At 32.0% G+C, this 15713-nt stretch carries 8 protein-coding genes and 2 pseudogenes; all 10 read right to left on the bottom strand.

Translation table 11 applies throughout. From position 1 onward, the window contains the following. Positions 1-101 precede the first annotated feature (101 nt). Positions 102-947 carry a DUF3800 domain-containing protein gene (locus ABID46_RS11245; protein WP_354510128.1) on the bottom strand — a complete coding sequence of 282 codons (846 nt, stop codon included), beginning with the start codon at positions 945-947 and terminating at the stop codon, positions 102-104. A gap of 453 nt (positions 948-1400) precedes the next feature. Next, entirely contained in the window at positions 1401-1796 is a 396-nt protein-coding gene (locus ABID46_RS11240; RefSeq protein ID WP_354510126.1) for a hypothetical protein, read from the bottom strand. A 215-nt stretch (positions 1797-2011) separates the two neighbouring features. Further along, positions 2012-2791: a tetratricopeptide repeat protein gene (locus ABID46_RS11235; RefSeq protein ID WP_354510124.1), complete on the bottom strand. Its 780-nt coding sequence runs from the start codon at positions 2789-2791 to the stop codon at positions 2012-2014. A 301-nt stretch (positions 2792-3092) separates the two neighbouring features. Continuing rightward, a complete protein-coding gene (locus tag ABID46_RS11230; protein WP_354510122.1) occupies positions 3093-4385 on the bottom strand; it encodes a hypothetical protein in 1293 nt (430 codons plus the stop codon). A gap of 38 nt (positions 4386-4423) precedes the next feature. Further along, a complete protein-coding gene (locus tag ABID46_RS11225; RefSeq protein ID WP_354510120.1) occupies positions 4424-5278 on the bottom strand; it encodes a hypothetical protein in 855 nt (284 codons plus the stop codon). Between the two features lie 1810 nt (positions 5279-7088). After that, positions 7089-7685: pseudogene (locus tag ABID46_RS13525) on the bottom strand (helicase-related protein); the annotation flags it as partial. Between the two features lie 294 nt (positions 7686-7979). After that, a pseudogene (locus ABID46_RS13520) lies at positions 7980-9908 on the bottom strand (DEAD/DEAH box helicase); the annotation flags it as partial. Between the two features lie 365 nt (positions 9909-10273). Then, on the bottom strand, positions 10274-10657 hold the full coding sequence (locus tag ABID46_RS11215) for a hypothetical protein (RefSeq protein WP_125022152.1): 384 nt from the start codon (positions 10655-10657) through the stop codon (positions 10274-10276). 370 nt (positions 10658-11027) lie between these two features. Continuing rightward, the gene (locus ABID46_RS11210) at positions 11028-13619 is read right to left on the bottom strand and encodes an SNF2-related protein (protein WP_354510116.1); all 2592 of its coding nucleotides are present in this window, start codon (positions 13617-13619) and stop codon (positions 11028-11030) included. Positions 13620-14296: 677 nt separating this feature from the next. Further along, positions 14297-15712, bottom strand: a complete 1416-nt coding sequence (locus ABID46_RS11205) for an EH signature domain-containing protein (RefSeq protein ID WP_354510114.1) — start codon at positions 15710-15712, stop codon at positions 14297-14299. Position 15713 lies beyond the last annotated feature (1 nt).

Here is a 15713-nt window from a genome sequence, read left to right as displayed (position 1 = left end):
TTGTATTTGGAGTGGTAAAAAACAGAGTATTTTACCAAGAAAATTATTTACAAAAATCTGCCTAAAAAACTTGTTTTTTTACACAGTTCATGTTACCTGCATTATTTTGTTGATTCTTCAGTGAATTTCTCTTTAATAAAATTTCTGTAATCTTTATTTAAAGGAACTTCTCTGATTCCATAACCTAGAATTTTACCATCTTTTTTTCTTAATTTATTATAAACGTGGTCAAAAAACATTTTTTTACCTAATTCATAATTGCTAGATTCAATTCCTTTTAACATTGATGAAAAAGTTCCAGATATAAAATCAGCTAATTGGATTCCTACACTTTGATGTGAATTCTCAATATTCAAACTATCTTTAATGTGGCTATATTCTTTTATAAAATCATCATTATTGATTAGTTCAAAGTATATATCTCTTAATTGTTTATCTGTTTTTTCACTTATAGGATCAAAAAATAATACAGCTAAATTTTCATCATCATGTTGAACTTCCATTTGAATTCGTTGCATATGCTCCTGCAAATGCATTTTTAACATTGACTTTTCTGAAATTATATTTGCTTTAATATTCTTTGTATGCGTTATTATAATTTTACAATATTCTAATTCTGATAAAAGATTTAAACTGTCACTAACAAATGCTATTAGCTTATGATAATCATAATCTTTCAAAAAATAAAAGTCCTTATCGCTTGTAATTTCTAAAGATTTTTTTTGAAATTCTCGTAATTGCCACAAATAAGACCACTTTATTTCTTTAGAAACAGGTAATTCATATTTTTCTTTTAATTCTAAATAATTAAGTTTTAATTTCTTCCAATCACAAGCATCAATTATCAGTGTACTTCTAATATAATAGGGATGAACTCTTAAACTTTTTTTACTGATTTTTCTTTGGTAAGAACCACATTCATCACTGAATCCAAAATATATGCTCATTGTTGGGAAATATTGCAGGTAACGTTTTGGGTATTGCCGAAGGCGGGGAAATCGAAGCGGAAAGTTTCGATTTTGCACCGAGGCGAGCCAAAACGAATTTTTATGAGTTAAATTTAAAAATAAAAAACGAATAAAATTCGTTTTTGGCGGAATGGTAGCACAAACCTTGAATTTAGCACTTTAGCCCCGCTTTTGGCAATACCTTGTTAGTGGTAGTTTTTCTTTCCATCACTCAATTAGTTTTGTGTCAAGCAACGATAATGATTGTTGCACTCCTTCGTCAAACAGTCGTCCGCTTAATTTTAATTTGTCTTTTGTCTTTACTTTTAGTTCATCTGATTTGTCAGCGAAGTAAATAACCAATTTTCTAAGTTGTCCTTTATAGTTAATCTCGGTCGTCAAATATATGCGTCCACCGTCTGCACCAGTTGATAGAGTTTGAAAGTCCGAAATTTAGATTTCAAAGTTGGATATTTTGTCGAACAGCTCCCAACTTTGTTCAAAACTGTCCTTGCTAATTTCGGAAACAACAAAATGTTCTTTGAAGTCATTAAGTAATAAATTATTGTCAGTCCAGTAACCGTAGTTGTCTTTGAATGGCATTTTCAATATTACACGTCCTTCTTTGTCCAAACCAATTTCACGCTCTGGTATTCCAGTTTCATTGTCGCATTCTACAAGCCAATATTGCACTTCGTCAATTTTGCCGTCAAAGTCTGGGTTTGCTTTGGGAATAATCGTTGTCAGAATACCTACCAATGCTTTTTTCAATGAACTTTTTATCAGTCCATCTTTTGCTGTCTGGCTGTCGCTTTTCGGTGCGTCAAATTGTATGTAGGTCGTCTTCATAAAATTACCACTAACGGGCCGCGGCTTGGCGATAGTGCAGGCTTGAATTGAGCGAAAGTTCAATTCAGACCGAAACTAAGCCAAAGCCAATTTATATTTGCTAATTTAATAAAAAAGCCAATAAAATTGGCTTTTGGCGACTTAATATGCAGAAAAGTTCAATTTATCACTTAACCCCGCATTTCGCCAAGCCGATGTTATATGATGTGCTTGTTTTAGAGTGAGTTTTTATAAAGTTCACCTAGATTAATTAGCTTTCTTCCTAAAAGATTTTCAGCGTCTTTTGGAGCATTTTCGATTTGAGATTTCGTGAGACTTTTTTCAAGTTCTTTTATTTCTTTTATAACTTCTTCTTGTTTTAAAATACTAAAGTCTACTTTATATTCATTGTATATTAAATACCATAAATAACTTTGATAAATATCTTTTTCAAAATATTCACCATTTTTATAAAAATTAGCAAGCTCCAATCTTGCAGATGTAATATTTCCACTTTGTGAAAGATTCTCAGGATTTGGAAGTTTTGCTAATCTAATAATCCATTCTTTAAATTTCGAAATATCTGATTTTACTCCGTTGCCGGTTAAATAACAATTCACAACATTCCACATACACGTTGCGTCATTATTGTTTGCGCATTTCAGTGCGTATTCAAAAGCTTTTTCAGAGTTTTGTTCAATTCCTTGACCATTTCCATATGCCATCATCATAGCATAATGTCCGTCATTAAATCCGTTATCAGAAGATTTTGAATACCATTTAATAGCTTCTTGTTCATTTTTTTGAATTCCAATTCCTTCATGTAAAAAGATAGCATAATTATATTGGGCTTCTGGATTACCCAATTCAGCGGATTTTTTTAATATAGGAAGTGCTTCTTCAAACTTTCGTTCTTGGATTAATTCTTTAGATTTTAGATTTAGTTCTTCTGCTGATTGAGCAAAAGTGAAACTTGAAATAAAGAGTGAAAATAATAATATAGAGATTTTGTTCATTTTCGCAATTTTGGAAAGCATATCATATAACGGTTCTCGGCTTTGCGAAGTGGCGGATTTTCAGCACAAAACTTCAATTGAAAAACTGAATTTGAACCTTGCACTAAACTGTCATAGAAGCACTTCACCCGCCATTTTGCAAAACCGATGTTATGCCTTCGCCCTTCTTTTTCTGTAGCCTGTTTTGTTGTCATTTCGTGTCGGTTTGGGTGCGTTGGCTTGGTGGCTCTTTTGCAGTTTTTTGTTTGGCTTTGTGTGTTTGGAAAAACTGCAAATGTGCTACCAAATGCGTTGGCTTTTTTTAATATAGTTCGAATGTTTGAAAAATAATATCATTACTAAATGCTTTATCAAAATGAGTTCTAAAATGGACTTTGTAAAATGCTCCCCAATAGCCAACAATTGAATAACTTAATGAGTGAGCTTTTTGAAAAGTTAAACGTGACATACCTGTAATTAGGTTTGTAAGAGCTTCTATTTCAACTTCATATAGTGAACTATGTTCTCTGCAACCATTGGCAAAAACAGAGCTAAACGCAATTACTTCTGTATTGCTTTTATCTCGCATAATTTTTCTTCTCCATACATCTGCTTCGGCAAAACTTAATCCCGAAATTTCTTTTGATAAGTGTAGAAATGTTTCTTGATAAATTAGGTAACCATAGGTTTCTTTTAAAATTTCCGAAACTCGAATATCGCTCGGACAAAAACGTTCTTCAACATTAAATTTATTTCTGATAATTACTGGAATATAATCTAATAAACCTGGACGAAACATTGCGTTAATGATCGATAAGTCGTGTATTGAATTGGGTTTAAATTGAGATAAAATCCGTTTTAATGAAGAAACATTGAATTGAAAAATGTTTTCCAAATTTCCCGAAGCGAAAAAGTCAAATACTTGTTGGTCATTTAATGGCAATCTATATGGGTGATATTCCTCTCCAATTTCATTTACTATTAATTGCAATCTGTTAAGGTATTCAAGTTCTAAAATGTCAATTTTCGTGTCGTAAAGTGGGTCGTTTACACCATCAAGAGCAAGATAAAATTCTTGTTCTTCGTATAAAAATGTAGAATTAGTTAGCTTTTCTGGTGTTATAATAATACCGCAAGGATGCTTTTTATAGTCGATATTATTGTAAACAATGACTTCGTAATCCGTTTCTCTTTGAGGTGAAAAAGCTATAAAATAAGCGTTGTATTCAGGGTGTTTTTGTTTTAGTTTTTTAATTACATTTTTTTGGTGTCCTTTAGGAATATCAATATCTATATCAGGTAACTGTTTTTGTTGTGGGGAAATAAATCTTTCAAATATTAGATTTTCATCAATAGAATTGATTTTGGTAATGTCCAAACAATAATTGACTATTGAATTTGCAGCACTTCCTCTACCAAAAGAGCGAAGCAAATTGAGTTCGTTGCATACTTCAATAATTCTTGAATAAAGAATGAAATAATCTGTAAATCCTTGTTTTTCAATGACGGAAAGTTCAAAGCTGATTCTATCCAAAACGGTGTCTGTAATTGCAAGTTTTTTATCTCTTGCTCCTTTGTAAACGAGTGCTTTTAATTGTTCGTGTTTTGCTGTCATTTCTATCATTCCAAATGTGCCACCAAAAGCGTTGGCTATTATATTACAAAGTTGATTATTATTCCAATGATTATTATTCCTATTGTCACAAATAATAATGTTTTCAACGTTGTGATTTCCTTGTCTTGCTTATCTAAACGTTCGGTAGTTTGGTTATTTTGTTTCTCAACCAATGTATTCAAGCTGTCAAAAGCTGTCTTAGTCAGTTTTGATTGTTCTTCAAAATTGTTTGATATTGTTTTTGTTACAATATTATTGGCTTCCGTTATCTTTTCGGTGAGTGAGTTTATTTTACTGTCATTATTCTGGATTACTTGCTCTTTGACCGTATTGGTCTTGTCAATAATCGAATTTTGAGTTTCGTTCAATTTAATTTCCAATGCCTGCTTTGCACTTGTTATTGACTCAATGATTAGTTGAGATTTTGACGAAAGTGCATCAAGTTTTGTAGGAAAGTCAATAACTGTCAATGTTTCAATCAAAGAATTACTTGCCTCTACAACGCTTCTGTAATGTTCTAAAAGGCTGTTGATTACTTCAATCTTTTCATTATTCGATGATTCTACTTTTTGAGCAACAGTTTCAAACTTTTCTATTCCTTTTCCTATAGTTTCTTCTGATTTGTCAACGACCTTTTGAATAGCTTTAAAATTTTCATCTTCGGTTTTTAAGAGAAACGAAGCCAATTCAAGATTTAAGTCATTTACCCTATTTTGATAATCCGTTTTTATGCTTTGAAGATGTTCAACATATTTACGTTGGACTTCTGAAATACCATTAGTAATTTCAAGTGATTTATCTCTGAAAAAATCAACTTGTTCTTTTGCTGATGATAAATCTTCAAGATTTTTTTGAAGTTCAAAAAGAACAGAATGTGTATTGTTATTGCTCATATTCCATTAAATATTTTTCGTTAAAATTCTTTAACCAATCATTATGAAATTCCAAATATAATTCTTCGATTATTACATCAAGTATTTTGGCAACTTCTTTACTGTTATTGGCATTTTCAATAATCTTTCTTTTGTAGCTTTCTATGTTTTGAGATAACTCTTCAAATGTTAGGTTGGTGTATTTATCTCTAAAAAGTTTGAATCCTAAAGTCAGACTTTCCTTGGCTTCATTTTCAATATTTTTGTTTATTCCGATACCTAAGACAAATAGGGCATAGGCTTTTAGTAATAACAAAGCTCCGTTTCTTGGTTCAGTTCTTAAAAGTCTTAATACAGCCCCTCGAAGATGCTTTGTATTGTCTTTTTGTGCACCACTTGGGTCAATTGTTGTTGCTTTGATATATTTCCAAAGAATATCAAAAGAAAATTCCTTTGCGTTATCTGTATCTATTGTAAGCGAATAATTTTTTCCGTCTATTTCGTGATTTTCTTTTGCATATTTCGAGTTAAAATACAGATGAATAAAGTCTTTTAGTTCTTCATTTCCGTTTTCCTGCATTCCGATTTGGCAAGCCAAAATCATATCTTCAATTGAACGCAAACGCTTTGCCTCAATTTCTTTATACACAAAATCAGTTAGGTATGATAAGCACTTTTGAAGTATGGTATCGCCTTTTGCTTCGTCAACTTTTTTGATTTCACTCTTAACACGATTAGATGAATAATATTTGAGCATAAATTTTGCTAAAGCTTCTTTATACTCATCATCTGTTTTCTTGACAATATGTATTTTATAACATTTTTTATTATAATCAACCGTATAATCGTCTATTATCCCAATTGATGAAAGACGAAAAATTGCTTTATCTGTATCAGGTTTTTTCCTTGGACTGTAATAAAGGCGTTTTAGATATTGGAGGTCTTCTTTATTTCTATCGACTTTAATAGTAAGTTTTCCTTCAATGTTTTTTAAAAAACTTTCAAAATCTCCCCCAATAGAATCGGTAATTATATCGTCTCGAACTTTATTTGTAATGATATTTTTAAATTGAGTTTTAAATTCTTCGTGAAAAATGTTTTTGTCAGCATATTTATTGGCAAATGGAATAATGATTTCGGGATTTACTTCCTGATGAAAATCAACTTCATTTAATCGCTTTTCTATTCCACTCTCAGATGAACCGATTTCTTTTAAATTTAGCCAACTTTTTAGTTTTTCTGTGTCATTATAATGCGGAAATTTTGATTTGATTTCAGCTATCAAAAAATCTAAAACTTGTTTTGAATATAGTTGGTCAAATGATGCAAATTTAGTATTTGGTGTTAAACCGATTAAGTTTATAAAACCGAATCCTTTTGGAAAAACTTCATTAACAAAAATTCTATTGCCTTTTAAATCAAGTTTTAAATATACTTCCTGATTGTCAATTTCTTCCTTTAAGTTTTCCGTTAGAGAATACAAGTTGTTCTTGCTTGGCAAAAGAATTTCTTCTAAAAGCTCATTGATAACAACCAACTCTTTCTCTTGTCCTTTGAATGAATTGTTGTGAAAGAATAATAAGTTGTCTTTATCCGTAAAAATCTCTCCTAAACTTTCAAGTATTTTTTTCTCGTTTTGGATTAATTCTTCGTTTCCGATAGCTTTTAGGATTTCGGGAACTTCTTCTTTATAAAACTTTTGGTTTTTGAGTTTCTTTAGAATTCTTAATGATTCTTCACTCATTTCGGATTCTAATGTTTCAAAGCATTTTTGATTAAAAATAGCCACTTTCTGTTGGTTGAAAAGAATTGAGGAAAGTGCCATTTTTCTATCACGACCTGCTCTCCCTGCTTCTTGTACAAAACTTTCAATAGATGCAGGAATATTTACGTGAACAGTAAAACGAACATTTGGTTTGTCTATTCCCATTCCAAATGCCTTCGTTGCTACCATTATGTTTTGCTCGTTCTCAATAAATTTTCTTTGGTTGTCAAATGATTCGGTTTCAATTTCTTTTCCGACCTTTTCATCTTCGTCAGAACTTCCCATAAAAACACCAACTTCATACTTTCCTGTTTTGGTTAAAGCATCTGCTACCGCTTTACGTTTGGCAAGTGGTAGTTTTACTTTTTTACCATCTTTATCTAATACAAATTCACCTTTTTTGTGAAGGATTTCACCTGTTTTATCACAAATAACATCGTGATCCCATGTATCAAATTTGAATTTGTCGGTAACTCCAAATAAGTGTGTTCTGTGCGGGCAGAATACAATTCCTCCGTTTTTGTATATTGAATTATTTTGATATTCGCTTAAAGCATAAAAAGTAGCTACGTCAAAATTTTCAATTTTTATATTTGGTAAATTTCCATCAACCGAAAACTTTTCTTTTGTCCATTTTAAAATTGTACTCGTTTGCTCGTTCAATGCTGAAAGCCTATCAGGAACTAAATCGACAACTTTAGTTAATGCGGTTTGCTTTTCAATTGCTGTTTGCTGTTTAACATCTCCCTTGATAGGCTGAAATGGCAAGGCTAATTCTGTTTTATCAGAAAGTATAAACTTGAATTTGTCATCTCTTTCAAAAGTTACAGTTGTATTGACAATCTGGTATTGTAATTCTGTTCTGTTTGTGTTTTCAAATCTTACGATTGCATCTGAATCAATGTTTGTCAATCCATTTCCCGAAAGTTCTCGTTCAACATCAGAAAGTACATCAAACGAAGCTGTTGCAGTCAGTCCGAAAATTGGAATTGTTTGTTTGTTTTTAGTTTTGCAATGTTCAATCGCATTTCTTCCTAAACTCAAATAAGAAGTTCTAAAATCGTGTCCCCATTCAGAAACACAATGGACTTCATCAATAACGCAATAGCTGAAATACACTTGATTTTTGTGCATTTCGTGTAAAGAAGTTCTAAAATCTTCTATTTGCAATCGTTCGGGTGAAACGAAAGTGAATAAAACCTTGCTTTCCACAACTTGATTGGTTGCGATAGTTTTTTCTTCACGAGTCAATTTTGAATTGATGAAATTGCAACTGTCAATTCCGTTTTTTACAAGATTGTCGTATTGGTCTTGCATCAGCGACTTTATAGGGTCAATAACCATTGTAACTCCCGCTTGCAGCAAAGAAGCGATTTGGTAAGTTAGCGATTTACCTCCACCTGTTGGCAAAAGTCCAATAACGCTTTTCCCCTGCAAAGCCCGATTTAAAATTGGCAATTGTCCTTCCCTAAAACCTTCTTTCCTGAAAATATTTTGTAGAAAATAAGTCAGACTCTTCTCAGCTTGGGGAATAACCTCATAAGTTTCATTTTCTAATTTCTTTGTGATTTGTTGGTAGTCAATAAAATCAGAAGTGTAAAGTTTCCTTTGGGAATTTACATAATGAGAGGAGCGAATTATAGCTTTATTCTTGCCATTAAATGGAATTTCAGTTTTTACAATTCCACGCCTTTGCAAAACAGAAATGTCAATTATCAAATCAAATTCTTTCTCGTTACGGAATTTATTTATGAGTTCGGGTTTTGTCTTGTGTAACTTTGAAATTGCAAATTCTTCTGTGCTTAAAACCTGCAAATCAATTTCTGGGAAATGTTGCTCTTTTCCTGCAAGTGCAAAAAGATTGCGGAAGTGTTGTTTTAAATCTTCAATTGCCAACGCAACACAAGGAACATCTCTTTCAATTGCCAAAATGCTCCATTGTTTTGCTTTCAAATCAAGGTTATTTGAAAGGATAAGTTCAATAATCGTTTTCTGAACTCTTGCAATCGCAAAAGGCGATAAGGTTAATTGAAGAATATCGAGCCAATTGCCCGATAACTCTTTGTTGTAATTGTTATCAATTATTTTTAGTGAATTTGAACGTTTTATCCAGGTAGCAAAATCCGTTGCGTTTAAATCTGTAATTCTTTTAGTAATCCATTTTGTTTCCTTTGTTGATTTATCTCGAAAGTTGTCTAATTGTGCTTGTGACGGATTAGAATGGAATTTTGCTCCGTCAATTTCAACAATCAATCCTTGATTGTATGTTTTTACTTTTTTCTCTCCGAATATTTCAATTTGATCTTCGAGTACATAAGGGAATTCGTAAGAGAAATCTACTCTCTGCGAATGAAAAGTATGTCCAATTTCAGGTGTTACAATTGTATCTAATTTTCGCTGGCCTTCTAAAAGTTGCTGTATAAAAGCTAACTTATTAGTCGGCAAATATTTGAATATAAAGTCATTTTCAAAGTTACTTTCAAGTTCAACGTTGTAATTTTCCTCGTATAGTTTTATTCTTGGGTCAATGATATGAAGAGCTGAAAAAATGCTATTTTGTTCTTCTTCGGTCAGTTTTGATTCATACTTTATGTTTCCTAATAGTTTAGTGAAATCTGAATCATCCTTTTTGAATTTTTGAAAAATCTCTAAAAATTCATTTTCAATAAAAATGCTTGGTCGGGTAGGAATACCACGAACGATTAAGTTATGAATAACAGAAGTAAAACTGTCTGCTGAGTTTGAAGAAATATTGCAATTCGTTTCAATGTCAAAGCAAGACAAATGCTTTAAGAGTCCTTTGACTTCTTTTGACTTGTCAAGTCTTTTAAGCGAATCATTGATTCCGTCAAGTATGTATCCTGCTTGAAATTGAGTTTGGTTCATAGTTTATTCGGAATTTTCAATGTGCGTTGGGGCAAAAGCAAATGTGCTGCATTAGGTTGGCTTTGAGCGTGTGGATGCAGCTCTTTTGATTTTGCAGAAGTGTTGGTATTTCGTCTTTCATTTTTCTGTTTGTTTATTGTCGGTCGTGTTGTCTTTTAGGGTGAGGCATAACGGTTTTCGTATTGGCGATGGTGCGGCTTTAACGCGGAAACTTTCTTATTATAAATTAATCTTCGGGACATCTGAAATGGTTAAACTTGCGATTGCTCCGCACTATTGCCAATACGATGTTACAAGCTGGTGTTTTGCAGTCTAATATCATTTTAAGCATTGTTTAACTGTCTTTTTAAGAGTCAAATTGATTTTTATTGAATGTTCAATTTTCCTTTACATTCAGTAAATTCTGAAAGCACTTTTTTTAATTCATCAAAAACTTTTCTATTCGGGCTGATTTGAATTACATATTTTTCGTTTTCAAATGTGATAATAAATTCAGTTTCTGTTAAAAATATTTCAAAGTCTTCTAATTCTCCAGATTTTTCAAAGTCGCGTGATTCAATGTAATAATAGTCTTCTTCAAATTCGTCTTCTCCATATGTTTTTTGAAGCATTAAATACTGGTCAGTTGCATTCATTATTTCCTCAACCGTCTCTTCGTAATCAAAGCCACTATCTTCTTTTTCAGACAATGTCACAGTGCAACCGAATTCTTCGTCATTAATTGATATTTCTTTACAAACAAAATTCATTTAATTTTTTTTATTATCCCGTTATCTTGTGCGAACCGTCCTTTACACTTGCTTGTAACGGGCCGCGTATTGGCGATAGTGGCGGATTAGAAAGCCGAAACTTTCAATTTTGCACTAAGCTAAGCAACAGCCTTTTATTATTTTCTAAATTTATGAAAAAAGGAAATATAAAAGGCTGTTGCGACAAAAAAAGAAGAAACTTTCAATATCTCCCTTAAACCGCCATTTCGCCAATACGATGTTATGCGATCGCCCTCTTTTTTCGACTTAAATTTGCTCGCTTTATATTGCTTTATATTGGTAGCTCTTTTGCATTTTTTCTTGGATTTGTGCGTTTGCTAAAATGCGAATGTGCTACCAAAAGCGTGGTCTATATTCGTGCCATTCGTTGTGATTCAATTTTATTAATGTCTTGTATTGTTACATTATTTTGGGTTATTAAACTTTCAAGATGTCCACGGTTTAGTAGCATAATGTTGTTAGACTTTGCTAATATTGTTGCCGATGAACTGTAATCATTGTTGGTTATGGTTACTAAGTTGAAACGTTCATTAAATTTGTTTTCATAGTAATTTTTTGCTGTACAAATCTCTTGTATTGCATCATTTCCAACTAAGGACTTTGTTTGCTTGGCTTGTATGAGGTAATTTTCTCCGTTCTTTAAAGCTACAACATCTACACCTTTATCGTTGGAATAAGGTGTAAGGTACACTTCAAAGCCTCGACTTTTGTAAAGCGATGCTATACTTGCTTCAAAAAGATTTGGATGAAGTCTGTCAATGTCAGTTAAAGAAAGTGTTTTATGCTTGATCTCTGTTTTTGTTCCAAAAATATTTCCAAATAGTTCATCAGGTGTGATCTCAGCTTGTTCTGTTGGAAATAAAGTACTAGCAGCTAAGTTTTTTCGATAAGCAAGAAGACTATCCAATACTTCATCAAAAGATTTCAATCTGTTACCTTCTTCATCTTTCATATCTTCAGGAAAAACTGCCATTGGATAATACACAAAGACATCTTTTTCTTGTCCAATTCGATAAGCTCTATCAGTCGCCTGTTCCTCTTTTGCAGGATTCCAATGTCTTGTATAATGAATAATATGATTAGCTTTTGTAACATTTAACCCTACACCTGCGGCAATTGGGGACATTATAATTACATTAAATCCTTCTTCTTCTTGAAAACGGTCAATAGTTTGTTGTCGGCTTAGTTTGGATTTCCCTTCAAGTTGTTTTGTTGTAGGCGTATCTCCGTTTATAATGCTCGTGAAAATTCCAAAAGTATCGTAAACAACTTTCTGCAACATCTTTTGAGTTTCTCGCCTGTCAGCAAATACAATTACTTTTTCATTTTTGGATTTTATGTCAGCTAAAATCCCAACGGTAGTTTGCAGTTTAGACGAACTATTTATAAGTTCATCGCTGGAAAACTTCAAAATCTGACTTTCCAATAAATACGGATGGTCTGAAATGTCTCTAACTGCCCAAAGTGATTTTAATTTTTGATTTCTTCCATCAACACCAACTAAATTTGGGTCATTTGCCATTTCAATTTCCTGCTTGTATCGGTCTAATTGAACGGAGGGCATCACTTTTTTGATTCTTGAATTTTGATTATCGTGTTTTTTAGGCAAATCTTTTGCGACATCACTTTTCAATCTTCTTTTGATAAAAACTCCAATATTCTTGCGAAGTTGCTCGGTTAGTGCTTTTATATCAGTTTTTTCATCGCTCAAAGGTTTTTGGTATTGCTTTGCAAAATCTTTGGCGTTGCCTAAAAGCCCCGGAACTGCAAAATCCATTAGACACCAAATATCGACCAAAGTATTTTCTACTGGTGTTCCTGTCATTGCAATTTTAAAATCGGCTTTTAGAGCTTTACTTGCATTGGTTATAAGTGTTCCTGGTGTTTTTATTTTTTGTGCTTCATCTAATGCGATAATTGCAAAATCAACCAACCCTAAGCTAATTTGATAACTCCTCAATGTTTCATAATTGGTAAGAATGATTTGTTTGAATTGTAATCGTTTAGCGTCTTGCTGGTTTTGAATTGGGTTATTTTCTTTTGTTAATGATACACCGCCATACAACTTACACAATGGTAAATTCTGTGGATTGAAAAATTTCTCGTATTCGTTTTCCCAATTTTCGAGCAAACTAACGGGTGCTACAATTAAATAAGGTTTGTTATCATCGCAATGTTGGCAATGCCATTCGATAAAATACAGTAATTGTAATGTCTTTCCCAATCCCATATCATCAGCAAGTAATCCTCCTGCAAAGTTTTCTTTGAATAAAGATTGCAACCACGAAACACCTTCTTTTTGGTGTTCTTTTAAACTTATGCCATTATTCAAATTCGGTATTTCGTAAAAACTGTGTTTTAAATTTTCGGGCAATTCATTTCCATTAGAAAATTCAGTTAACTCTGCATTTTCTTTTATTATCAGTACTTCGTGGTCTGTTTTCTTGTCTTGCTTTATTGGCTTATTAGGGTTTTCAAATTGTTTCTTGGCTGTTTTGATGAATTTTTCTGCTTCATCAATCGGTATTTCTGCATTTTCCCACTCAACTGTTTGCTTTTTATCTTTAACAGCTTTTTCCTTTTGCTCAATAAAGTCATTAAGTTTTTCGGGTGTTTTAAAATAGATTTTTTTCTCTCCGTGAACTTTGTCTTTTATTACAATTCCGGGAATCCATTGCGATTTGTACGGACTTGCAAAAGGATAAAACTTTGGACTGTAAACACCAATTTCTTTTACTCTGTCGCTATAAAAGACTGTAAAATCAACTTCATCATCATTAAAAAACAATTCGGGATGCTCAATGATTTCTTGGATTGTTTCTTTGTCAAAAATTTTTCTATTTGCTTTTATATTTTGTAATTCTACTTTTTGTTTTTCAGAAATTACTACTCTCGTTGTTTCTCCATTATTCCCCGATATTGGATATACATCTCGAATCATTGGTAATTTATCAAATGTGTTGGTGAAGCCAATAGCATTATCAATTTCTACGGTTGGGATAATTTCAAAAATGCCGTTATTGAAATCAACATCTAATTTGATTTTATCGGGAATGAATAATTCTTGATTGTTTAAAAATTGCTCTAAGGTCAATCCACTCTCTTTTGAAAGTGATTTTAATTCTGATAATTTTTTCAGATTTGTAACATTTCCTTTCTCGCTATCGGATAAATTATTGAACTCGTCAATAGCTTGACAAAGCAAATACTGGTTTTCTGATAGTAGATATTCGTTTTCTTCAACCTTAATTATTGCTCCGTTTTTTGTAGTTTTTAATCTTGTTCCGTTCGGTGCAAAATCATAAAATCCATATTTAAATTTAAAAGAATTATTGGTTAAAACCCCATCTGATTCTACAAAAATCTCATACGGATAACCGTTTGGCAAATCCATTATTTGCTTATCAATTTCATTTAACTTTAAAACATCAATACTTTCAATTTCGCAAGAGTTTTCCGTATAGTCTGCTAAACCATTATCGTGTAACTCGGTTAGAATTGCAAGTTGAGATAAAAATTCTGATTGTAATTTTTCCCATTCAGAAACAGGAATTTTTCTTCCCGATTCATTTAGGAAATAGAATAAAAATTTGTTTTTGTCCTGTGTATATTTTAAAATCATCCAAATATTTTTTTATTCATCCAACTATTAAACCTAGTTTCCCAAATTTGATTACCATCTCTGTGCGTTAGCCTTCCTTCATCGTTAAAATAATCGTAGTAATTATCACTTTGAATAGCCATCGGCATTGACGCATTACGCAAATCGTCCACACTATTTAATTGATAACTCAAACTTGGTTTATATGGACTGTTGATTTTATAGGCGTAAAAGGCGTAGCCTTCATTGCTGAACTCAATCAACATATAATCTCCAATGTATAATATAAATGCTGAAACATCTTTTTTGCTCGTTACCGTTTCAAATCTCGCATCTACATATTCGGCAATTCTTTCATCACGTTTAAGCATGTTTTTTGTGTGAAGCGGTCCATAAACCTTAAATGATGATATTTTGGAAGCAAAACGAAGCCAAAATTTCTTTCGTCTTTCATCATTGATGCAAACATTAAAAAATACATTGATAAATTGTTGTGTAATCCATTCATTTAGAATATTTCTTGCTTCTATGATTTCACTTCGTTCAATTTCAGTTGCATTCTCAAAAGCTGTCCAATTTGAAACAGTACTAGGGTCGCCAATTTGTGTGAAGGCAATTTTCTTTATTTGATCTTGTATTGTTACAAATTGAGGTTGGTTTGCTTGAATGATAATTTTACTGATTAATCTTTTGTTAGTAGTTGAACTATTATGTGTTAGTAATACTTCATTCAGATTATCTATTTCGTTCGATATTCTGTTTTTATTTCTTTCGTAATAAGTTACAATGACTTTCGAGAAATAGGGATAATCAAACCAAGATTCAGGAACGCCCAATATTCTTGTGGCTTCTTGAATTGGTATATTGAGTTTAGCGATGGTGTCGCCTAAGATTAAATCTCCATTTTTTGAATTGAAATATCGTTTATTGTTTTTGAAAGAAATTAATGTACTTCTATTTCCTGAATAATTTTCTAATTTATTAGCAATAAATTGTTCTAATTGCACTAATGATTTTTGAAACTTAGTTTCCCAACTTCTTAAATAACAATCTATCAGACCCACTAAAAATGAATCCCTCCAATTTAAATCTAACAGCGTCAGAGCATGTTTTAATTCATATTCATTGCTGAAAATTGGTAATAAATTTTGTTCTGAATAGTTTAAGGAATAAGTAAGTGTTCTTAATTCTCGACGTTCAAAACTTATATTGTTATTATTAATGGAATTTTTAAACTTTCTAAAAACTTGTGGAATAAGATTTTCTCCCGAAAATGAAAATGAATTGGCTCCAACTTCTTCTGTTATTTTTTGAAGTTTATCAATTCGATGGTCGTTCAGCGATGCAAGAGTAATCGGAATAATCTTTTGTGCCGACTGCTGAAATGTAGTCGGTGAAAAATGAAATTGTAATATGTCTTGCGTAGTTGGCATA

Origin of the sequence: Moheibacter stercoris, from assembly GCF_040545805.1 — a bacterium.
Classification (GTDB): domain Bacteria; phylum Bacteroidota; class Bacteroidia; order Flavobacteriales; family Weeksellaceae; genus Moheibacter; species Moheibacter stercoris.
Note: the sequence above shows the minus strand (reverse complement) of the source record. Positions and strands in the feature narration are given on the sequence as shown.

Excerpts from the sequence above, each read along its gene's own strand:
- ABID46_RS11245 (WP_354510128.1), bottom strand. The coding sequence starts at position 947 with ATGAGCATATATTTTGGATTCAGTGATGAATGTGGTTCTTACCAAAGA.
- ABID46_RS11240 (WP_354510126.1), bottom strand. The coding sequence starts at position 1,796 with ATGAAGACGACCTACATACAATTTGACGCACCGAAAAGCGACAGCCAG.
- ABID46_RS11235 (WP_354510124.1), bottom strand. The coding sequence starts at position 2,791 with ATGAACAAAATCTCTATATTATTATTTTCACTCTTTATTTCAAGTTTC.
- ABID46_RS11230 (WP_354510122.1), bottom strand. The coding sequence starts at position 4,385 with ATGACAGCAAAACACGAACAATTAAAAGCACTCGTTTACAAAGGAGCA.
- ABID46_RS11225 (WP_354510120.1), bottom strand. The coding sequence starts at position 5,278 with ATGAGCAATAACAATACACATTCTGTTCTTTTTGAACTTCAAAAAAAT.
- ABID46_RS11215 (WP_125022152.1), bottom strand. The coding sequence starts at position 10,657 with ATGAATTTTGTTTGTAAAGAAATATCAATTAATGACGAAGAATTCGGT.
- ABID46_RS11210 (WP_354510116.1), bottom strand. The coding sequence starts at position 13,619 with ATGATTCGAGATGTATATCCAATATCGGGGAATAATGGAGAAACAACG.
- ABID46_RS11205 (WP_354510114.1), bottom strand. The coding sequence starts at position 15,712 with ATGCCAACTACGCAAGACATATTACAATTTCATTTTTCACCGACTACA.